The organism is Bacillus sp. F19 (assembly GCA_023823795.1).
Lineage (GTDB): Bacteria > Bacillota > Bacilli > Bacillales > Bacillaceae > Bacillus_P.
Window position 1 is genome coordinate 3,182,529 of the sequence record CP085710.1, and the last position, 21,734, is coordinate 3,204,262.

Annotated in this window: 22 protein-coding genes and 1 pseudogene; 8 read left to right on the top strand and 15 right to left on the bottom strand. The window is 34.7% G+C overall.

Features of this window, described 5'->3' with window-relative positions; all coding sequences use genetic code 11:
• Positions 1-354: 354 nt before the first annotated feature.
• On the bottom strand, positions 355-609 hold the full coding sequence (locus LIT25_16135) for a hypothetical protein (protein ID USK32137.1): 255 nt from the start codon (positions 607-609) through the stop codon (positions 355-357).
• Positions 610-965: 356 nt separating this feature from the next.
• Entirely contained in the window at positions 966-1,187 is a 222-nt protein-coding gene (locus tag LIT25_16140; GenBank protein USK32138.1) for a spore germination protein, read from the bottom strand.
• A 378-nt stretch (positions 1,188-1,565) separates the two neighbouring features.
• On the opposite strand from LIT25_16140, the gene LIT25_16145 reads away from it, so the two are divergent.
• Entirely contained in the window at positions 1,566-2,570 is a 1,005-nt protein-coding gene (locus LIT25_16145; GenBank protein USK32139.1) for a spore germination protein, read from the top strand.
• Between the two features lie 313 nt (positions 2,571-2,883).
• The gene (locus LIT25_16150; protein ID USK32140.1) at positions 2,884-4,086 is read left to right on the top strand and encodes a Ger(x)C family spore germination protein; all 1,203 of its coding nucleotides are present in this window, start codon (positions 2,884-2,886) and stop codon (positions 4,084-4,086) included.
• 531 nt (positions 4,087-4,617) lie between these two features.
• Here LIT25_16150 and LIT25_16155 read toward each other — a convergent pair.
• Positions 4,618-5,136 carry a hypothetical protein gene (locus LIT25_16155; GenBank protein ID USK32141.1) on the bottom strand — a complete coding sequence of 173 codons (519 nt, stop codon included), beginning with the start codon at positions 5,134-5,136 and terminating at the stop codon, positions 4,618-4,620.
• Between the two features lie 235 nt (positions 5,137-5,371).
• Between LIT25_16155 and LIT25_16160 the strand changes: the two genes are divergently transcribed.
• Positions 5,372-5,809 carry a hypothetical protein gene (locus LIT25_16160; GenBank protein ID USK32142.1) on the top strand — a complete coding sequence of 146 codons (438 nt, stop codon included), beginning with the start codon at positions 5,372-5,374 and terminating at the stop codon, positions 5,807-5,809.
• Positions 5,810-5,995: 186 nt separating this feature from the next.
• Here the strand turns inward: LIT25_16160 and LIT25_16165 are convergent, their stop codons facing one another.
• From LIT25_16165 to LIT25_16195, 7 genes and pseudogenes are all read right to left on the bottom strand, one after another.
• A complete protein-coding gene (locus tag LIT25_16165) occupies positions 5,996-7,012 on the bottom strand; it encodes a hypothetical protein (protein USK32143.1) in 1,017 nt (338 codons plus the stop codon).
• A 184-nt stretch (positions 7,013-7,196) separates the two neighbouring features.
• Positions 7,197-7,812 (bottom strand): annotated as a pseudogene (locus tag LIT25_16170) (VanZ family protein).
• 169 nt (positions 7,813-7,981) lie between these two features.
• Positions 7,982-8,278 carry an antibiotic biosynthesis monooxygenase gene (locus tag LIT25_16175; protein ID USK32144.1) on the bottom strand — a complete coding sequence of 99 codons (297 nt, stop codon included), beginning with the start codon at positions 8,276-8,278 and terminating at the stop codon, positions 7,982-7,984.
• A gap of 252 nt (positions 8,279-8,530) precedes the next feature.
• Positions 8,531-8,896 (bottom strand): hypothetical protein, encoded by a 366-nt coding sequence (locus LIT25_16180; GenBank protein USK36308.1) that lies wholly within the window; start codon positions 8,894-8,896, stop codon positions 8,531-8,533.
• 136 nt (positions 8,897-9,032) lie between these two features.
• The gene (locus LIT25_16185) at positions 9,033-9,722 is read right to left on the bottom strand and encodes a DUF3888 domain-containing protein (protein ID USK32145.1); all 690 of its coding nucleotides are present in this window, start codon (positions 9,720-9,722) and stop codon (positions 9,033-9,035) included.
• Between the two features lie 373 nt (positions 9,723-10,095).
• On the bottom strand, positions 10,096-11,586 hold the full coding sequence (locus tag LIT25_16190; GenBank protein USK32146.1) for a trypsin-like peptidase domain-containing protein: 1,491 nt from the start codon (positions 11,584-11,586) through the stop codon (positions 10,096-10,098).
• 376 nt (positions 11,587-11,962) lie between these two features.
• Positions 11,963-13,083 (bottom strand): IS3 family transposase gene (locus LIT25_16195; GenBank protein USK32147.1). Its coding sequence is split into 2 segments (ribosomal slippage): positions 11,963-12,834 and positions 12,834-13,083, totalling 1,122 coding nucleotides; the frame shifts between segments, so codons are not numbered across the junction.
• Positions 13,084-13,295: 212 nt separating this feature from the next.
• On the opposite strand from LIT25_16195, the gene LIT25_16200 reads away from it, so the two are divergent.
• Together LIT25_16200 and LIT25_16205 are read left to right on the top strand one after the other, a co-directional pair.
• Entirely contained in the window at positions 13,296-14,126 is an 831-nt protein-coding gene (locus LIT25_16200) for a lipase family protein (GenBank protein USK32148.1), read from the top strand.
• Positions 14,127-14,163: 37 nt separating this feature from the next.
• Positions 14,164-15,027, top strand: a complete 864-nt coding sequence (locus LIT25_16205; GenBank protein USK32149.1) for a lipase family protein — start codon at positions 14,164-14,166, stop codon at positions 15,025-15,027.
• A 629-nt stretch (positions 15,028-15,656) separates the two neighbouring features.
• Here the strand turns inward: LIT25_16205 and LIT25_16210 are convergent.
• Together LIT25_16210 and LIT25_16215 are read right to left on the bottom strand one after the other, a co-directional pair.
• The gene (locus tag LIT25_16210; GenBank protein ID USK32150.1) at positions 15,657-16,391 is read right to left on the bottom strand and encodes a protein-glutamine gamma-glutamyltransferase; all 735 of its coding nucleotides are present in this window, start codon (positions 16,389-16,391) and stop codon (positions 15,657-15,659) included.
• Positions 16,392-16,721: 330 nt separating this feature from the next.
• Positions 16,722-17,135 (bottom strand): hypothetical protein, encoded by a 414-nt coding sequence (locus LIT25_16215; protein ID USK32151.1) that lies wholly within the window; start codon positions 17,133-17,135, stop codon positions 16,722-16,724.
• A 595-nt stretch (positions 17,136-17,730) separates the two neighbouring features.
• On the opposite strand from LIT25_16215, the gene LIT25_16220 reads away from it, so the two are divergent.
• On the top strand, positions 17,731-17,904 hold the full coding sequence (locus tag LIT25_16220) for a hypothetical protein (GenBank protein ID USK32152.1): 174 nt from the start codon (positions 17,731-17,733) through the stop codon (positions 17,902-17,904).
• 58 nt (positions 17,905-17,962) lie between these two features.
• Here LIT25_16220 and LIT25_16225 read toward each other — a convergent pair whose 3' ends face one another.
• Positions 17,963-18,472, bottom strand: a complete 510-nt coding sequence (locus LIT25_16225) for a hypothetical protein (GenBank protein ID USK32153.1) — start codon at positions 18,470-18,472, stop codon at positions 17,963-17,965.
• A 329-nt stretch (positions 18,473-18,801) separates the two neighbouring features.
• Here LIT25_16225 and LIT25_16230 point away from each other — a divergent pair, with 329 nt between their 5' ends.
• Positions 18,802-19,329: a hypothetical protein gene (locus LIT25_16230; protein USK32154.1), complete on the top strand. Its 528-nt coding sequence runs from the start codon at positions 18,802-18,804 to the stop codon at positions 19,327-19,329.
• Between the two features lie 36 nt (positions 19,330-19,365).
• Positions 19,366-19,896: a hypothetical protein gene (locus LIT25_16235; protein ID USK32155.1), complete on the top strand. Its 531-nt coding sequence runs from the start codon at positions 19,366-19,368 to the stop codon at positions 19,894-19,896.
• 126 nt (positions 19,897-20,022) lie between these two features.
• Here the strand turns inward: LIT25_16235 and LIT25_16240 are convergent, their stop codons facing one another.
• Entirely contained in the window at positions 20,023-20,964 is a 942-nt protein-coding gene (locus tag LIT25_16240) for an IS3 family transposase (GenBank protein ID USK36309.1), read from the bottom strand.
• Between the two features lie 231 nt (positions 20,965-21,195).
• Positions 21,196-21,636, bottom strand: coding sequence for a conjugal transfer protein (locus LIT25_16245; GenBank protein USK32156.1), 441 nt, complete (start codon positions 21,634-21,636; stop codon positions 21,196-21,198).
• Between the last annotated feature and the right edge of the window lie 98 nt (positions 21,637-21,734).

The following is a 21,734-nucleotide window of genomic DNA, read 5'->3' on the forward strand; positions in this document are numbered from 1 at the left end:
AGGAGCCTAAAGCCGATCTCTCCAAGAAGCAGATCCTGGCCAACATATTAGAACTTCTTGATATGTATTTCCAATTTATTACAGACGTTTACCATGGTGTCACGGACGCTGGTATTACCCCATTGCCATCAAGTTAAAGTTTTGTAGTACCCCCAGAACGAAATTTTGGACTTTCTTTTAACTTATAAGCTCAATTTATCGTTTTGGGGGTGACCTATTTTCTTGGCTTGATGGGCATGTGGCGAGTTCAATAAAATTATCCTCGACGCAGAAAAATAGGTCTATAGAACAGGGATTTCAATTATGAATCTTTGTAAATGGTGACACACATAAGGAGTTTTTTTATAAAAAGTATTATCTTTCGTGCATATGCGAAATATATATAATCGCAATTGTAACAGTAACAGCAACAGCTACGACAATAACGGCAGCAGGACTCCTAAAATAAAGATTTGCTCCAAGTAGTGCGATAAGCTCTTCTATAATATTTTTACCTTCTTTTGAGTTGTATAGTTTTTGATTCATTTCACTAATTGTAGAACCAATATATGATAAATATTCAATATCACTTTCTAAAACAGGTAAGGTCCGACCTTCTAATTCCTCCATAACAAAAGTGGAAATTTTTACCTTTATTTGATCGGGAATTAGAGATAAGTACCAGTTTTATTCATCACTGTTTCTAGATATCCAAGGTCCCTTCGGAGGCCAAGGAAACCAAGGTTCAGGTTTACACCATGGTGGAATCCAAGGAACCATAGTCGAAGGACCTCCTAATTCCCTGATACTATCATACCGAGCTGGTGGTCTACACCATGGGGGATCCCCCCACGGAAAAGTGGCAAAAGTAGGCGGACATGACAAACGCATGCCTTCAGTGTTGTACGTATTGTACATTTTTCTCCTCCTTTTGTTACATATTATGGGTTATCGCGGACTGTCACTTTTGAGGAGAAGGGCACATGCTACTGCGATGACAGGGGTAGCGTTAGGAAAACAGCCTTAGCGTTGTAAATCCGCATTTTCCTGACGGTACCCCTAGCTGTACCGAATACAGCTGCCAGCCATGCATCTTGTTCAACCACTTGAGCAAGGCTTCCAGGAATCACCAAGATGGTAGTGCCAATAGTAAATAAAATAACTAGTATTGCAAATTGCCGCGCACTAATTTTATGATTTTTCTCCATAGTCCAACTTCCTATCAATGGTTATAATCTCTATTCTTGACCTTGTTTTGTTAGAATAAACTCCGGACAATATTAAAAGCGTTGAGTAAATCAGATGTTTATTATCCAATCATTCTATGTTATTTACATAAAATTCCCATTTCGCCAGAACCTATTTATGTTTAAATCATGGTAAATTGGTAAAAAATGATTATTAAATGGAGCGATAAAGAAGAGTCAGATACGTTTATTATTTGCTCAAATGAATGATGTTAAGGACCGATTCCCCAAAAATCAAGCAAACCATAAATGAGAGGGGATTATATGTGTGAGTTTTTTTAAGAAAAAAACAAAAAAAGTATAAACCAATCTTCATTAGATCATAAAGACGAACGTAATGTGATAAACGAAGACCTGTTAAGAACAGACCTGAATGTAAACATTCAACATGTCAAGCAACTGCTTGGGAACAGCATCGACCTCGTGATTCGTGAAATACAAATTGGCAAAGGGAGACTTATTAAAGCTTGTATTTTCTATACAGATGGATTGGTGGATACCAATTCCATTCAGAACTATATCATGAAATCGCTCATGTTAGACGATCAGGATCTATTGCTATCATCACAACAGAATATTGTACAAGTTTTGAAAGATAGAATTCTGGCAGTTGGAGATATACAAGATGTAACTGAATTCAGCTCTTTAATGACTTCCCTGTTATCAGGGGATGTTATCCTTTTATTGGATGGGTATTCACAAGGTTTCAAAATCTCTATGCGGGGCGGGAAGGACCGCGGTGTAATGGAATCCACTACGGAAACCGTAGTTCGGGGACCGAAGGAGGGTTTTACGGAGAATTTGCGTACTAATTCGGCTTTAATACGCCGGAAAATAAAAACTCCTCACCTTTGGCTGGAAACAAAAAAAATCGGGAGAGAGACAGTCACAGATGTAGGGATCATGTATATCGATGGAATTGCGAATGATAAGGTCATTAAAGAAGTTCATAGGCGTCTGGATCGGATCGAAATCGATGGAATCCTGGAAAGCGGCTATATTGAGGAATTGATTCAGGATGAAGCTTTGAGTCCTTTTCCGACTGTCTATTATTCGGAACGGCCTGATAAGATTGCTGCCGAGCTTTTGGAAGGAAAAGTTGCCATTTTAGTGGATGGAACACCAATTGTTCTGGTTGTTCCTGCTCTTTTCGTATCCTTTATACAGGCTGCCGAAGATTATTATCAGGGTGCTGATATCAGCACCCTGATTCGTTTGCTTCGTTTTTTTAGTCTTTTTATAGCTTTACTGGGGCCATCTCTATATATCGCCATCACCACCTTTCATCAGGAAATGCTGCCAACAGGTCATTCCTTATATGAGTCCATTTGGTCCATTTATTAAGGAAGACATTAACGATACAATTGTTCGCGTTCCAAGAGGACGAATGTTTTTTCGTCCCCGTTTAATCAGTCAGAAAAACATTAGACGTGAACAAACTTTGAAACGAAATCGGCAGGGGAACGATGATTAATTGTTAAGTTTTTAAAGCGGCATATTAAAAAACACTATGGGTATTTTTCATCCTTCTGCTAATCGGAACATCATTAAGCATAGCTCAGGCTTTACAAATCAAGATTCCCAATCCGGTAGATGGGATTACGCGGTTGCCTTTTAGGCACACTTATGATGAAAAAGTTCGATAGGAGATTAATCTATGAAATGGAGTTTTAAAATACTTATCATACTGATAATCGTTCTTTTATTCACAACAGGCTGCTGGAACCGTCGTGAGATGAACGAACTGGCCATTACTCTGGCCATTGGATTAGACAAGACTATGGATGGTCAATATCTTGTAACCGCTCAAGTAGTCAACCCAGAAGAAGTAGCCGCAAAAGGAGGCAGCGGTAGTTCAACAGTAGTCATCTATCAGGCGACAGGTGAAACCATATTTGAGGCTTTCCGAAAAACGACAAGGGAATCACCAAGAAGAATTTATCCTTCACACCTTCGAATTCTAGTGATTGGAGAGTCATTGGCAAAAGAAGGAATTGGTAAGTCGTTAGATTTTCTTTTCAGAAACTGGCAACTGCGTTCAGATTTTTATATTGCCGTAGCAAAGGGAATGAATGCAGAAGGTATCCTAAAGGTGCCAACTGTTTTAGAAAAGATACCTGCCAATAATTTGTTTAATTCTCTTAAAGTATCAGAAAAGGCATGGTCAGAGACAAGTTCTGTTACATTAGACGACCTGATTGCGGATATGGTAAGCGATGGTAAGCAACCTGTGTTAACAGGTATAGAGGCACGTATAAAAGGTAATGAAGAGGTCGCTTTAAGCAAAACAAATGTAGAATTGATCGATTCCCCGGGACGATTGCTTTTTGACCGTTTAGCGGTATTTGATAAGGATAAATTAATAGGCTGGCTTGATGATAAACAGAGCAGAACTTATAACGCCGTTACAAATAAAGTCAAAAGTACGGTTGTGAATATATCATGTCCTAAAGAGGGGAAAGCCGTTTTACAGCTCCTTCAGTCAAAAGCGAAAGTAAAAGGCAAAGTAAAAAATGGCAAACCTGAAATAGATATAGAATTACACACAGAATATAATGTCGGGGAAGTAGAATGTAATATTGATCTAACGAAACCGGAAATTATTAAAAAAATAGAGAAGATAGAGGAACAAAGAGCCACAAAAATGTTCGAACAGTCTATCAAACAAGTGCAGGAAGAGTTTGAAGTAGATATTTTTGGTTTTGGTGAAGCCGTTCATCGGGCAGAACCGAAAGCTTGGAAAAAACTAAAAAAAAATTGGGAAAAGGAATTTGAAGAATTACCTGTGAATATAAAGGTTGACGTGAAAATACGGCGTATAGGAACGGTTGGTAATTCATTTCTGAAAGACATAAAATAATGGCTAGGTTAAACCGAAGCGAAATATGGAATGGAAGATCACTCAGGTCCAATAGTAGAATAAATACATGATAATACCTGCCAACGGCTTAACCGTTATAGACTGCATCAGGTTTAAAAAAGTTCCAATAATTGATTATTATTGGAACTTTTTTGTTAATCAAAATTATTGCTTAATCGTTTGTGTGGTTGGTTTACTTAATTCATTTTTTTAACATTACAGAAGTCAGAACGATCTATTATTTTTATTCTTAAATTATTAATTTGTTCTAGACCACAATTGGATGAAGGACAAATTGAAGACCTAGAACGACTTCTATCTGAAAGCTTAAAAGAAAATATCTTATTAGAAATCATTACATGGAAGTTATATTTAGGTCATTTCCTACAAACCCTTAATAATAAACGGTGATTACATATTATATATGTCCAATATGTGATTGTCGTTTTATTGGTTGGTTAATATAAAGTTTGATCATTTTCTACCTATGTTGTTCCACAATCGCCCCCGATTGTTGAATAAGTATTTTAGTCATACGTAAAAATGCCATACACTTCTAAAATAACCAGCCAATAATCCTTTTCCTTGAAATCTATCTTTTAAGACAGCTTGAACCTGTTGAAATCCAGCTTTAGACCCCAAGTAGGAGTATTTATACACTGGATCATCTGATGATAAATCATAAGCTCGTTTTAACATAGACTTTCCTTTTCTTTCCCACTGTTCATAGTCTTCAATTTCTCCAAAGTATTCAGGGAACAGTGCGATCATATAGCCAAAAGCCCATAAAAAATCCTCGTTCTCAATAAAATGTTCCATTCCAAACTGTGAAACTTTATGTAAAGTTGTCTCTAAATCATCAAAATCCACATCATTAATGTTCAAAGGTCCAGATTCAGCCAGGATATACCAACAGAAAAAGCCAAGGCGAATTAGGGATTTTAGGTCTTTGGGATTTTGAGTCCAATTTTCTATAAGGAGTGACTTTGCTTCATTCCATCTGCATTGACTTTCTAATTCATCAACTTCAGGCCATCGCCAATCTATCATTGCGGTCAAACTCCCCGATCATTATTTTGGTTAAGTTGTATTCATTAAACATAATTGAAATGCAGTATTCATCATACATATTTAGATTTCAGCTAATAATAAGCTGAATACTTCAATTAAAAAATAGTGAAGGAAGTGATCACTTATCAGAATTGCAGTGCTAATATGTTTAATCTTTATTGGTCCTTTTATTAAAGCAGCAAATGCAAACATTACTATTGATGAGACCTCAAATATGTATTTACAAAGTGGATATGGGGATGTATATGAGGAACTACAAGAAAGCAAAGAGCATTTCCGAAAGAATATCGTATTACCTCATAGGCTTCCTCCAGTTGCATTTACTCATAGTTTTGGCAGGTTTAATGATTTAGATGGACATCTCAATGATGAGTTTGAAATTGAATATATAAATGAAGATAAACCGTACCATCATTATAAGATATTAGTTAGACCGGTTGAATGCGGGATAAAATTTGAGGACAAACACATAACCCAAACCGTTAAATTAAGGGATGGTAGCAAAGCTATTTATTCCACAGCTACAGATGGATTTAATTTTCTTGCCTTTGAAAAGTATGGCTTTCAATACATTCTGAGCATTAGTAAAGATGTGACAACAGTCTCAAAAGAAGTATTAGCTGAAATCGCGGACTCAATAAGAAACAACTGATATCATTAGGGGTGAGGATCTTCGGCAATCGCCCCCGATTGTTGAATATCATTTATGTTGTCTTATCGAAGAAAAGCGCCCGATTGCGGAATATTGAAAAATGTGAAAGTGCTGCAAAAATGGCTCCTCAAATACCGCGTAAGTTTAAAAATTAACATTCTGTTTAAGTTATTATTTATTAAAAATTCACTTCCCAACGAAGAAGTTTACAACTGCTCCATCTACTTGAGACCAGATTTCTGTAATACTCTTTTCTCTTAAATCGTAGAAGTTTACAGTTACTGTATTATCGTTCTTATCATTTATTTCTATCTGTTTATTTTTGTTAGCTAAAAAATAAAATCCACTTTTATCTTTGCTATACTCAGGTTCCCGCATACTTATTTTTGAATCTTGTAAGAGTAAGGTTTTGTTCTGACTCTCCATATCAATTGTTGCTACATTGTAAATTTGTTCTTCTAGATTATTAAAGTAACTAATTAAAACATCTTTCCCATCTGAAGATAACGAGGCACCTGTTAAGAAAGTTTCCAAAGAAGTTATATCTTTTACTTTTTGTCCATCTTTATTATAGATAGATAGAGTATAAACTGGTGGTTCAGGAGGAATCCCTTTCTTATTCGCTTGATCAATTTTTTCATACTCTTTTTTTACTGAATTCGTTACTACTAATAACTGTTCTTTATCAGGATTGTAATTAATCATCTTTACTGATGTGTCTTTATCTTGATTATCCCATTTATGAATTTCTTTGTTCTTTAAATCATAAATAGCGAATTGAAAGTTACGATCGCTCCCACTCATCAAAACCCTCATAATTAGAAGTTGATTTTTCTCATCTAATTCTAATAAATCAACATGATTAAATTCATTGGTAAGTTGTGCAGTTTGACTATTATTAAGATTCTTTTTAAAAAGTTGAGATGTTTTATTTTTTGTTTTATATGTAAAATATACTTCATTATTTGATTTAGAATATGTTGCAGTAGGATACTCTGTTATCTCTTTTTTTAAGAGTATTTTATTCGTTTTTGTGTACAAATCATACTGAAAAAATATTTGATTCAATTTCCTATCTACAAAATTCACATATAGATAATTCCCTTTAATACCTACAGTATTAGTTTGTTCAGCATAAACCAACATGTTTGTATTGTAGAAAACAGAGATCAACAAAAAGATAATTACTGGAAATTTATTCAATTGAATCATACTCCTTTGATATTGCATCAAAGGTTATGTTCCCCAAAATTCTCAATTAAATTTAATGTGTAAGATCTTTAAAGCAAATAGCCCCCGTTTGTTGAATAGGATCTTCAACAAAAAGTGCATTTACCCTTCTTGGATCAACGCACTGTAAGATAAGTCATTTTAACCAATTGCATTATTATGTACTCAAATTTTTTAATGCTTTTATTTGATATTTATCACGAATTTTAATAATAAGATTATAAATAAGGTATCCAAAATTGACACCCAATACATTACAAATTACATCATCGATATCTGTAACGCGTCCCCATCCGCCAGCAAAGTTTTCTAAAAGCTGTAATAGCTCAATGGTTATTGATACTGCCAAGCCTAATAAGGTAACTTCTTTCAAACCTCCAAATTTATTCCATAAAATTGGTACCAAAAAACCTAAAGGCATTAATAATAAAATATTGCCGCCTACATTTTTAAGAATAAGTGAAATCATAAATAGGACATCGCCATCATAAGAAGTTCCTATTTGACTAATATTTTCAATAATAGTTACAAGAGGTACAACATTTATAGAACGGAAAACATTCACGTATTGATAATCAAATCCTATTGGGAGAGGAAATAAAGTCACAGCAGCAACCATACATATGTATATTATAAAAAATAAATTAATTATTTCCTTGAACCAGTGTAAGTGTATTTGATTTCTTGTGTTTCCTTACGATTAAAATACCTCGAGCAATAAGATAACATATAAACCCTAATAAAATTATTGAACTTCCATTAATCAAAAACAATCCATCAACATCTCCCTTTTTCTTACTCCTAACTTATCCTGATTTTACCATAAATCTCTTAAACGGACCTGTCCCGTTTGGCAATAAAAAAGCCCTACTTCTTATTGAAGTAAAGCCCCCGTTTGTTGAAGATGCTCACCTTACGCCAACCGTTTGTAAAGTAAAACTTTTACGAAAGATCAACTTTTTGAAAGTGTTCAACTGTCGGGAATGGTTCATAAAAATGATGGAGTTGATTTTTCCATTCTTGATATTCGTCTGATTGTCTAAATCCAACTGTATGATCTTCTAAAGTTTCCCACCTTACTAATAACAAATATTTCCCCTCAGCTTCCATACAACGCTGTAGTTCGTGGGATATATAGCCCTTCATTGCTGAAATAATTTTAGATGCCTTACGAAAAGCTTCTTCATATTCCTGTTCCATACCTTTTTTAACTTGAAGCATAACAGCTTCTAATATCATCAAAGCTCCCCCTCTGTGTCCAATTATAGAATGAATATTTTCACTCTATATCTTCTTTTTATGATTAATAATCCCTTCAAAAAGAGCCCTTCTCTATTCAAGAAAGGCGCCCGATTGTTGAAGATCGTTCTGGAACATCCACGTTGCAAGGTTATTCAAGAAAAGCCCCCGATTGTTGAATAAGGTTATTTAGCTGTTCTGCTCTGCATCGTCATAGTTTTGTAATAAAAAAAGACGGATTCCCCGTCCTTTTTATGACACAGCTTCTAAGAATTTATTAAATGTCCAGAACATTACCTCTGGTTCCCATTCTCCTTCACCGTGCATAGCTGTCATTACAGGATATTTTTTATTACTTATATCAATGAAAATTGGGTCACCTACAAGCTCATCGTAACCAATGACATACCAACTTTCCTTCCAATCTCCTTCATCATTACCAGCTAAAGAATTTCCATCTTCATCAATACTGTAACCTAGCTGACCTTCTTCAATTTCTTCTCTTGTGAACAGGTGAATTGATATGGTCTCGCCTTCAATATCATCTATTTTCACATCGATACTCTCAAGTTCCTCAATTTTACTCAATATGAATTCCAAATCTTCGTTTAACACAATATATCCCTCCGATTAAAAGCAGATCTTATTTAAAATAGATTATACCATCAAACATAAAAAACCTTTTAAAAGTTATCAAACAACGATTACACTTTGCAGCAATCGCCCCCGATTGTTGAATAACTCCTTTGCCTCATCAATTAGTTTCTAATGGAATTTTACTAATATCAGAAACATCTTTATGGTCGTATTTTATTACCTGAAAACTTGGTATGCGTAATGTGATTGTGTCAAAACCATAAGGCGGCATTCCAGCTCTCTCATAGGTAACAATCTGGATTGTGATATCGTATTTATCATCAAATTCATCTCGATCAATATTTATAATTCTTTGTGAATGAAACAGCTTTGATTCCCCATAAATAGTTTTTGTTGCATCAAGAATTTCTTTCCCAATAGCCCTTAAAAATGCCTGCTCAAGCATTACTTCACTTCCAACCGTAGGTACCTTTTTCTTCTCAATCTTCACAGTTTTCCAAGTACTGTCCACATTATTTAGTGTATATAAAAGATTTAATCCATCTAGTTTGACTGCGTGAACGTATGCAATGTTTTCTTTCACATAAATCCTTGGTTCTCTAACCCAATTCCAAATATCCCTTTGAAGTACTAATAAGACTTCCTTACCTAAAGGTGAAATTTGCTCTTTTTCATTATAAAAGGGAAATTCCCTGAAGAAGTAAATATCTTTTATGCCTTTTAAATCAACATCAAAATAATACTTCTCAATAAATTCTTTATTTGGCGTTTCCTGTTTTGCTGCTAAAACAGCATTAGTATTTATAAAGAATAAAAAACAAAGAATCATACACATCTTTCTCTTCATTTGATCCCACCTATTTTTAAGTTGTATGTATCTTGCTCAGTACATTTTTAATCCATCCTATGGTACACAAAAAAGACGATTACATTGTTCTGTAATCGCGCCCGATTGTGGAAGATAGTCATGAAGTACAACCCCTTTGATAACGACATACGTAGAAAAAGTACCCTTTACTTTATAAATAAACATTCATCATCCCTAAGTGTTTCATCAGAATATTTAGTCATACTTTCTAAAGCTTTTAATCTGTCTTCAATAGACCAACATGATTTGTCTAGAAATAAATCCTCTCTCAACTCAAGCATCCTCTGAATTAAGAACCATATCTATGATTTTTCCTTTAAACAAATTATTTTAAGACCAACCGTTATTAACTTTACGATCTAATTATAATTAAACTCCATTCATCCTGATCATATTTATTTCTCCCACGTCTAAAGTGTATTAAGTTATTTCCATTACGAGCTATGACTCCCGGTTGCTCTAAGTTAGATTGGTTATAATTTTGATTATAACTATAAAGTTTCACGTCTTCGAATGTACCTAAGTTGGAGCCGATAATATCAGGGCGATCCCAATAATGTCCTGGAAACTCATTGGGTCTTCCAAAAGCATAAGCTATCCCCCCTGTAGATAAAGGAACAGCTACTCCGATTTCTCCATCTTCTTTAGCCATTATTGAAGGGTTTCCGGATACATTTGTAACTATGATTTTTTCGGGACTCCATTCATCCTGATCATATTTATTTCTCCCACGTATAAAGTGTATTAAGTTATTTCCATTACGAGCTATGACTCCCGGTTGCTCCAAGTTAGATTGGTTATAATTTTGATTATAACTATAAAGTTTCACGTCTTCGAATGTACCTAAGCTGGAGCCGATAATATCAGGACGATCCCAATAATGTCCTGGAAACTCATTGGGTCTTCCAAAAGCATAAGCTATCCCCCCTGTAGATAAAGGAACAGCTACTCCGATTTCTCCATCTTGTTTCGTGTATATTGAAGGATCTCCAGATATTTTTAAGCCAACAATTTTCTGCAAAATAAGAGATTTCTCAATCAAATAAGAAATTCGCACCCCAAAATTATAACCAGTGGAATCAGTTTTGCAACCGCCATTTGTATGTACACCAACTAATGTACCATTTGGTGAAAGAAGAATTCCTGAACCAGATGTTCCTCCATCTGTATCTATGTCATTATATTCGATGCGGTAACTACTTATAGCAGTCGCAGGTCCTGCTTCTATCATCTTACGATCCCCATTAGGATGCTGGATAATACAAAGCATATCTCCTACTGCAGCATCTACATTAGCAACTTGAGCAACCCCAAATATTTGTCCTGGATTTCCTTGAAGTCTGAGAATAGCATAGTCTAATCCACCTTCTCTATATTCAACTAATCCTATAACATTAAAAGATTGTTCTGGTTTTGGATTACCGATTGAGTCTAACTGATAGTCAAAGTTCACATGCATATTTGTTGCAATCTCTGTAGAAGGAATTGGATCATTAGTTCCATTTATTCTTGGAACAATCCATCCTCCAGGGGATTGATCAAAACAATGTCCAGCTGTTAAAAATAAATCATCAGAAATAAGCGTTCCGGAACACCATCTAACGCCAGATACATTTCCTGGGTTGGTGTATATACTTGCTAAGTTATTGTTCCATTGAACTTGTCCCACGGGAGCTTGGTGAGCACTCACAAAAGCACTTGTTACGCCTAAGTTTCCGTTATACTGTTCAACATGTTGTAAGTCATTTACAGGTCCACAAGGTGAAATTTCACCCGGTGGGTCTACATATACAATAGGTGGAAGATCTTCAGTTTCCTTAAGTTGTATTTTTGAATTTTTCATGGTTATCTCCTTTATATAACTAAAAGTATTAATATTAATTTTAACGAGATTCATTTAATTAATACTGATAAATTAAATATAAGATTACCGACATTAAACCAATATTATTTGTTCAACAATCTGGCCCGATTGTTGCAAAGAAACAAATACTCACTATTCCACAATCCTGCCCTTTAATGGAATAACTTACAAATTCAAGATGCACTATCTAATTTCCTTTCTTACTTCAGAATCTGGCCCGATTGCTGAACAAAATTAAAAAAGCACACATTTCATAAATAAGTTATTATTTGTTCCAAAACTCGTCCTTTTCTGAACACGTTTCTTTTTGATTTGATCATCCCCTCTAAAGTGATTTTGGTATGTCAACACTAAACTAGACAGTTTTTTTAAGGTGTAAATTTTTGTATTCTCTTGGACTTAAATAACCCAATGTACCATGTATTCTTGTTCCATTAAACCAGTTCACATAATCAAATAGTTTTCTATTTAAGTCGGATAATGATTCGAAGTGGCGTTTTTTCACAAACTCTGTCTTGATAATTTTAAATGTTGCCTCCGCCACCGCATTATCATATGGACAGCCTTTCATACTCAAAGAACGCTTGATTTTAAATGTTGCTAGGGCTTCGTCAATCAATTTATTCTTGAATTCACTTCCTCGATCCGTGTGAAATAGCTTGATCTTGCTTAGATCGATTTCAATTGAAGAAATGGCTCGGTACACAAGCTGTACGTCCTTCTGCGGACCAGCACTGTACCCGATAATTTCCCGATTGTAAAGATCAACAAATACACATATGTAATGCCATTTTTTCTCGACTCTCACATACGTTAAATCACTGACAACCACGTTGTAAGCTGCTTTTTGTCTGAACTCACGGTTAAGCTCATTCTTTTGTTTCGATTCGTTACACGTTGATGCATGGGGCTTGAACTGGGCAATGGTATAAGTGGACACTAGACCTTGCTCTTTCATCACTCTGCCAATCCGTCTTCTTGAAACCTGGTATCCACATTTCTGGAGTTCCACTTTAATTTTCCGCGTCCCATAGTTTTGGCGGCTGGCATGAAAGATTTCAATCACCTTGAGGGTTACCTCATCTGTTTGAGGGTGAATTTTTTCTTCGTAATAATACGTGCTTCTTGGAATCTCGAGGACGTTACACATTGCTGATACCGAGTATTTGTGGGTGTTGTTTCGAATCACATTTACTTTCGTCCCATGATCAGCGCGGCTTGCTTTAAAATATCATTCTCCATTTCTAGCTGTTTATTTCTCTTCATTACCTCAGCTAATTTCACTTGATCAGGCGTTAAATTATCTTTTTCTTTAAACGAACCTGAGTTGCGTTGTTGACTGATCCATTTATCCAGCGAGGAAGGCGTCAAATCGTACTCTCTTATAATTTCTTTACGTGGCTTTCCAGTTAGGTATAGTTGTACGATTTGTTCTTTAAATTCTTGTGTGAATGTTCGGCGCTCTCGTTTAGTCATAGTAGAATCTCCTTTTTTCATTGTTTCCGTTAGTCTACTTGACCTTAAAATAATTGTCTAACTTAGTGTAGCCGATTCATTTCAAATCAATATATGTTTTAGGCGGATATACAGTTCCTTACTTTAATTAAGGTAGGTTATATATCTAACACAGGGTGAGTTAAGGTGCATAAAAATAATATTATCCTGTATTTAGGAAAGGAATTGTATATATGGTTTTTTCAGATAAAAACAATATTTTTAATAGTAAAGCCGCAATATTACTTGCAGCAATGAGCTATCAGACATATCCATTCTTTTTAGAAGGGAAACTTATCTTACCAAAAGGCTTTAAACTTCGATATACCATTCGTGCTTTTGCTAACGTAGAGGATCCTACGGAATTAGTATTCGGTTTTATTGCCGAGTCACAAGATCAAATCATTATAGCGTTTAGAGGATATGCTGCATATCCTGCAGATCTTTTAGCATCCTATGACATATTTCAAGTTCCCTATCCTTTTGTTAGAAATGGGGGGAAAACCTCACGTGGATTTACATGTCTTTATCAATCAACAAGAAACAATTTAATCAGACAATTAAACAAACTTTCTACATCAAAAAAGCTGTTTGTTACCGGACACAACTACGGAGGAGCTTTGGCAACGTTAGCTGCTTTAGATATTGCAGTGAACACCGGGTTTAAAAATCCTTTCGTGTATACGTATGGCAGTCCGCGTATCGGAGACCCTGTCTTTGCTTCCCGATTCAACCAAGTGGTAAAAAATAGTATACGAATTGTAAATATTCATGACTCTTTTCCAACTTTCCCAGCAAAAAAGTATCCACCTCCTTTTACGGAGGAAGGATTATACTATCAACATGTAAAAACAAAGTATCCAATCTCTTTTCAGTTAAATAATACGCCGCGCAATGATGCGATTGCCTGTTATTTTAAATACCTCAGCAAAATGAATCCTGATTTTTCCAAAGCGTTATGCGATAAAAATCCGGGATTTTGTCCCGATACCGAAATGTGTATTCCGTTTCGAGGAACATGCTAGCGTCTAATGCCTTGAATATAAGAAAGGAGCTGCATAGATGAATAACTCAAGCATATACCATATTTTTAACCGTGAAGATGCGATATTGCTTTCGGCCATGATCTATCAGTCATACCAACTCTTTGAAAAGGAACCACTTGTCTTGCCAAAAGGATATAGCCTTCGATATACCATACGAGCTCTTGCTGGTGTTGAGGAGCCGGAAGCAGAAGTATTTGGTTTTATTGCAGAGTCACAAGATAAAATCATTGTAACTTTTAGAGGAACCCGAACATTTAAGGACAATGAGTCGGACCAAGATTTATATCAAGTACAATATCCTTTTGTTAGAAATGCAGGAAAAACCCATCGCGGATTTACATGTATTTATCAATCGACAAGAAATGAATTGATCAGAGAATTAACCAAGCTTTCTACAACAAAAAGACTATTTGTCGCAGGCCACAGTTTAGGAGGAGCTTTGGCCGTGTTAGCTGCTTTTGATATTGCGGTGAACACCCGATTTAAAAATCCTTTCGTGTATACGTATGGCAGTCCTCGTGTCGCAGACCCTGTCTTTGCTTCCCAGTTCAACCAAACGGTAAAGAATAGTATTCGTATTTTCAATGTCCATGACATTATTCCTACTTTGCCGGATCAAGCGTATCCGCCTCCGTTTACAAAGAACGGATTATTCTATCGGCATGTAGACAAGAAGGTTTCGCTCTCTTTCCAGCTGAACAGTTTACCTGTTCGCAATCATGAGATTGTCTGTTATTTTAAAAACCTCAGCCAACAGAATCCATCTTTTACCAAATCATTATGTGATGAAAACCCGGGATTTTGTCCCGATACGGAATTATGTGTTCCGTTTATAGGAATATGTGGTGAGAAGACATCCACAAACAATGACAAGAAGTAATGGGATTGAGTAATTCATTGAATATTATTTTATGAAATATTTTAATATCAAATATTTTAATAGGTTTAATTGTAGCTTTATCGACCTTCTTTATCTAATAGCTTGCATTAAAGTAGCAGCATAAAAGGATCTTCGTTTGGAGATCCTTTCTTTAATGCCTATAATCTTTCATTATGTTAACTAGTTTTGTATAGAGTATTCATGTGATACTTTGGAAATCTCGAGAGTTTAGTTTAAAAAAACACCTATATAGTGGTTTTATTTTGCCCTCCTGTGAAGTCTGGGAGTGCTTTATTTATTCATGTCTTGGAATAGTCTTTTGAATGTATTGAATGTTTCCATATCCCATTCACAAAGCCATTTAATATATCTGGCTTCCTCCTCTGACAATTCCCTTCCAGTTCCTGCCTTGATTATGTTTTCCAATTACTTATACTTCACTTCATCACTAAGCCTAATAATCATCTCTAACAGTCCTTTCTCCTTGAATACTTTCCTCAATTTTAACAATTAAAAAGGAGGCAGAGCAGGATTTATTAAAAAAGAATGGGTACCTATTAGATACCCATTCCTTTTTTGTTTGCCGATAATTGACTTTATGTCAACTAAAAATGTATAGAATATACATTTCAGGTCATCTGATTGTACACCTTATTTAAATAGAATAGATATCGATCAAATGAAATCGAACTTTCGTTATGGTGAACGACGATATGCTGGTATTTATAAATCGAATAATCTCGTTGCGACATCGAAAATTTCGCCAGGTGTTTAAAAGACGGTCTTGTAACTAAATTTGTCAGATAGGCTGATTGATTTGCTCCCGGCTTTCTCCTTTTATTCAAAGCATGAATCATTTGTTCAGCTGTCTTTATTGCTAATCCATGTCCAAAATACGTACCATCTCCTAAAACAACAGCATTTTCTCCTCTCCACTGAGGGGTTCGCGGATTAAAGTCCGGATTGTTGAAATATACAACATCTCCAGGCAAAAAACGGTGAGAATAAATTGATCTTAATCCGAGGTCAGGATCAGCATGCCAGCTGTATAAATAGATGTTTTGAAATAATTGATTAAACAAGTATTCGCCAATAAGACTTAGGACCGCATGGTAATAAATAATGACCTTTCCCGTTGCACATTCAAACGCATACTGTGAACTGTTAATGTAAATATCTTGAATTGCGTCAGAAGGTTTTACACCTTGCCACAGCTGGAATCCACCGGTACTCGTTAAATGCCAGTATTGAGGATTACAACGGGATCTTGCAAATACTTCAAACCCCACATTACTTTGATTCATGGCTCTTGCGCTTACTATGATGTTTTTTCTTAACTTGCGTTCAAACGATGATATATACATCCTCCTCCGTTACCACATTATTTTTAATAAAATAAATATATGGTTAACACTAGAGGTTCATGAGTAGATACTGTTGATCAATCCCTTTGCTTCTTATAACATCGCTTATGTTAATTAAAAACAAGGCTTTCATGCAGGACATTTAATAAACTAGCATGAATATATGAACGTAAAAGTAAAATGAAAGTAGGTGGCTTTTACGTATGCTAGTAAGTGAAATCATTCATAAAATTATGACGAAAGAAATGACCATTAAAGAACTAGCCGTATTGTAGGCTTGATGACAGGGTTCTTGCTGTAGACCGCAAAGTAAAGTAGCCAAGAGCACTTTTATCTGGAGAAAATCCAATTAATTATTCGTTTAAATTTGGATTCACTAGATTCATTCACTTGAACCCTTGCTAGCATCTTTTGTGCCTCTAGCAGAAACACTTCTACCTCCTGTAAGTTTTCAAACGTTTTAAATGGTTTACAATATGGATTATCGTCCAATTCATCTGCATAGTATGCCTTAGCAGATTCAGAATCTAACCCATAATTTTCTAAAATTATTCCCATTTCTTTTGCTTTTCTAAACAAATTAGTTCTTTTAGGATCAGGGGTATTGACTGTTACTAAAGCATAAACAAGTGGAATTCCAGCGACCTTTGCAAATAGTATACGATGGTTCCCGTCAAAAATATAAAATTTATCTTTATATTCACTGAGGGTAATTGTATTGCTTCCTAGACCATCTCCGTTCATCTCTCTACGTTGCTCTGGAGTACTTGTCATATATTTAAAAAAGTACTCAGGATTCTCTAGAAACGTCCTACAGCACTCAGGTTGATTAGACCTTTCAAAAGCTTATATAACTGAATACTCTGAGTATTTAGAGTGAAATGTACTAAAGATTTGTTGAGGGTTAACCAATTTTTCTACTTCAGTCTTTGTACAACAGAATGACTCAAATTTAGGCCAATCATTCATTTTTTTCAATAGATAATCTGGTGGATTACTCCTGTCAATTCCTAGCTTTTGATAAAACAGGGAGATTTCTTCGAGCTCGTCCTGTTCAAAAGTATCAAATATTCTATGAGTATCCATATTTGTTGTTCCTTCCTTTCATTTGATCGAACCTAAAAGGCTTGAAGTAGCCAAAAGCACTCTAAAGTTGTGGTAAAAGTATTTGGTAATACTTTTGGACATATCTTTTGGTAATTATAGAATCCAATAGCAATCATTCAACTGCTAAATGGACAAAGTAGTTACAAAAACAGTGGTTTTTAGTAACCATCATTAGTTAATCGATCTGCAAATTGCTTCTTTGGTATTTCTGTAACAAACTACTTTGCGGTCTATGACAGCAACCCTGTCACTAGGCCTACCTGATGGAAAACCAATAGCAATCGAACCTTTACCTTTGCCAAAAGATCAACCACCATTACCAGAACCAATGCCTTATTCACAAAAGGATAAACATAACGAAAAAGAAGAAAATCTTGACCAACATCAAGCACAGAAAGATAAATAAATTTTGTGAAAAAAGGATCTTCGATTTGAAAGTTCTTTTTTTATACCTATAACATCGCTTATGGTGACTCGATTTCAGGTTCAGCAAATTGAACTAATTCAGGGTGCTCCTTCATATCTTTTAAAACTTTTTCTCTTTGTTCTTTTGCAAGTTCTATATCTGTTTCTTCTAACCTTTCAATGTGATACGAATCTTGTCCAACAATAAGTTTCCATTCTTTTTCTTTTTGTTTTATCGGTAATGTATATGTAGCTAAATTCCCATTTTCAACAAGTTCGATAGTTGCTTCAAACTCAGTTTCACTTATTTTTTTAAGGTTTATTATTTTAGTATCAGTAATATGTTGTTTAGAAAAAAGGATTGAATATTGTTCCTTTTGATTTTCTTTATCCGGAAACCTTAAATCATCAGCATAATTTATAGCTGCTGCAATATTTTTTGTTTCTATGGCCTCCAAATAATTATCTACAATATTTTTAACCTGTTCATCCTTAGTTAAAGTCTCGTCAGCTGAACAACCAGCTAAAAGTACTAACACTAGAGTACTCAAAACTATAAACCTTCTCATTTTTACCATTCCCCTCTATGGAAATATTTACATCTTAAATTGTACCACAAGAATTTTTTCTATCTCCGCTTTAGTTCAACAAGAAGCAAAAAAGGATCTCCAAATTTGGAAGATCCTTTTTTATTGCCTATAAAGTTAATTATGTTAACTAGATCTGTATAAAGTATTCATGTGATACTTTGACGTTTTGTTGAACTAAAGGGTAAGAAAACAATAATTGCTTTTGAAATAATTGGAATAAGATGGAGGTATTAGAGGTAATTTGTGGAATTATATATCTAGTAATAATCCACCATAGGAAATATTCGGAAAGGAGGTTAAAATCATATATGTTTAAAAGAATAATAGTTCTTTATTTTTTTAGTATTAGTGTATTAGCAGGATGTTCGGACTTTTCAAATATTAAATCATCAGAGAAAAGTGCATCTATAAAGGAATCTGAAAAAAGTGAGTCTTTAAATGGTGAAGAGAAAATTAAGCTAAATGATTTTGAAAAAATTAATTATAGTCCAATAGATCTTAGTGAAGCTAGTGAATTTAAACTTCCAGATTTTGAATTAGAGAATGCTGAATGTATGATATTTGGACCTATCGATTTAAAAAAATCAGAGAAAATAACTCTTACATTTCAATTACAATCTAATGATTCTATAAACCATATGGGTGTAGGAATCATTAAAGACTTCATTCCAGATACTGAGTCAAATTATGAGATAGAAAAGATTAATTCAAAATCTATTGACAATGAATTAAAAGTTACATATACATCTCCAGTGGATTCTCAATTTTCAATTAGTATTTTAGGAACGATGGCAGATAATGTCGACGTTAAAAATGGAAAAATAATCAAGCATTAGGGGAGATTTATCATAAAGAATCTATTTTATTATTTAGTGAGTATTACAATATTATTTATTTCGTTGGCTTGTCCTACTATATCTGCTGAAGCTTCAAAGTCTACTAACACTTTAGATGATGATTTAATTTCCATAGATACTAGTATTGTGCCAGATTCATATGAGTTAGATGTACTTGTTAATAAAAATGACCCCAAAAAAGAAGACATTATCATTTTTGTAGACGATCATGTTTATAAAATTGTGAAGGGTAAATTAGTTGAGACTTCACCTATCTTTATGCCATATGCAACAGATAGCAAATCTGTAACACTTGATAATGGTTCTTACACTTCATGGAGTAAATATGCTTCTCAAGGTACAACAGTGCACACAGGATCAACCGGCCCTGCGGAACTAAGAGAACATAAAATAATGAATAGCAGTAATACAATTCTAAGTTCTATTAAAGGTAGCGCAGCTAGCATAGGGTGTCAAAAAACAGTAACATCGACTGGTACATATAAGTTCACTATCGTAAACCTTAGCGCAGCAACTCAAACTTGGAATTGGACCATTACTTTTTAACAGCAAAGTTGAATTATAAGGAATAATAAGGCTCTTACCTTAAGAAAGAGCGCAATAAGCAGTATAAAAGGATCTTCGACTGGTCTTACCCCCGTCAAGTAGACAATGAATAAAAGGGTACACTAATTAAGCAGCCGTAGCCCTAAATTCAGTAGGGCTGAGGTTGTTTAATTTCTTTTGAAAACGTTTATTATTATAAAACTTGATATATTTTCTTACTGCTGTTGTTACTTCTTTTGAAGTCTTGAATCGAGAACGGTAAAAACATTCTGTTTTAAAGTGGCTAAAAAAACTCTCTATACAAGCATTATCAAAACAATTTCCCTTTCGGGACATACTTACGTTTATATTGCTTCTTTTTAATAGTTGGTTATATCTTATTGAGGTGTACTGAAATCCTTGATCGCTATGCAATAGGAGTCCTTTGACATCTCTTTTTTTTATGGCTGATTTTAAAGTGTCAGTTACTAGTTTAAGATCATTTCTTTCACTTATCTTATACGAAACAACCTCATTATTGTAAAGGTCCAATATTGTAGATAAATAGATTTTCTTTCCATTAAATTTGAGACAGGTTATATCTGTCACCCATTTTTCATTTGGGCGTGTAGCTGAAAATTCTCTGTTTAAATAGTTATCAGAGACGACACATTTTTCTTTACGTCCAAAGTGCCTCCACTTCTTTTTTCGTATCTTTGCTTGAATTCCATATCTCTTCATTAAACGATAAATTCTTTTATGATTAACTCTTAGACTGTAGGTCTTTTTTAACCAAGTTTTGATTCTTGGATAACCATAACTCCAATTAATATCAGGATCTTGTTGGCATTTAATAATTTTTGTTACAATTGATTGATCTTCCAGCTCTTTTTTTGAAGGGTTATTTTGGCGTTTAAACCATTTATAATAACCACTCTTTGAAACACCTGCTATTTTACATAAGGTGATGATACTAAATTGTTTTTTAAGTTCATGGATTATTTTATATACTAACGATTTTTCTTTTCTTTTAACATCCCCCTTTTCGCAGCTAAGAGCTTTTTTAGAAAGGCATTTTCTGCTTCTAATCGATTTATTTTTTCTGCCTCACTTTCATAATATTTGTTAGGTCTACCTTTAAACTGGCTACGTGATGTTCCTCTTTTTTCCTCTAAGCCTTGGACTCCTTCACTTTTATAATCGATCGGGCAACGGATAACTCCTCTTTTAATTGACCTATATGGAAAAAAAGATACCCGATTAGAAGAATACAAACCGCATAGCCAATGATGATAGATCGTTTCATCTCTCTCTCCTTTCTTATAGTCCAAGAATTAATTTAGGATGTTCAACCATGTACTCTTCTTCTTGGGTCATTTCGTAATACACGGGCTCTAATTGAACGGTTTCGTTGGAGTAAAGAACTACTTCGTCATTGCAATACCGCTTTTTAGGGAATTTTATTGTAATCAAGTAAACTCCTAAATCCCACAAATAGTTATGAATCTTCTTTCCATCCTTCCTTAACTTATACAGAAGACCTGAGACCGCAAACGGAATGCCGATGTACAGGAAAACCGTTAAGCCTGGTATCAAGGAACCTATCCCATTGAAAAAGGTTCGGTATCTAAACATGATCGCTAAGATGAGAAGCGCAATGACTACTCTTGCAAGGGGTACACCAAACGGCAAGCTGAATTTTCCAAGTCGATACAAAGTAACAGGTTCTTCGAAAACTCCTTTGTAGTTATAGGTTTTCATTTTCTTCCTCCCTTGCTTCAGCAAAACTAATTGCCGATTAAAATATCTATTCCATTCTAGCTAACATTGTCAACGCTTTAAGTGACTAAATGAAATAC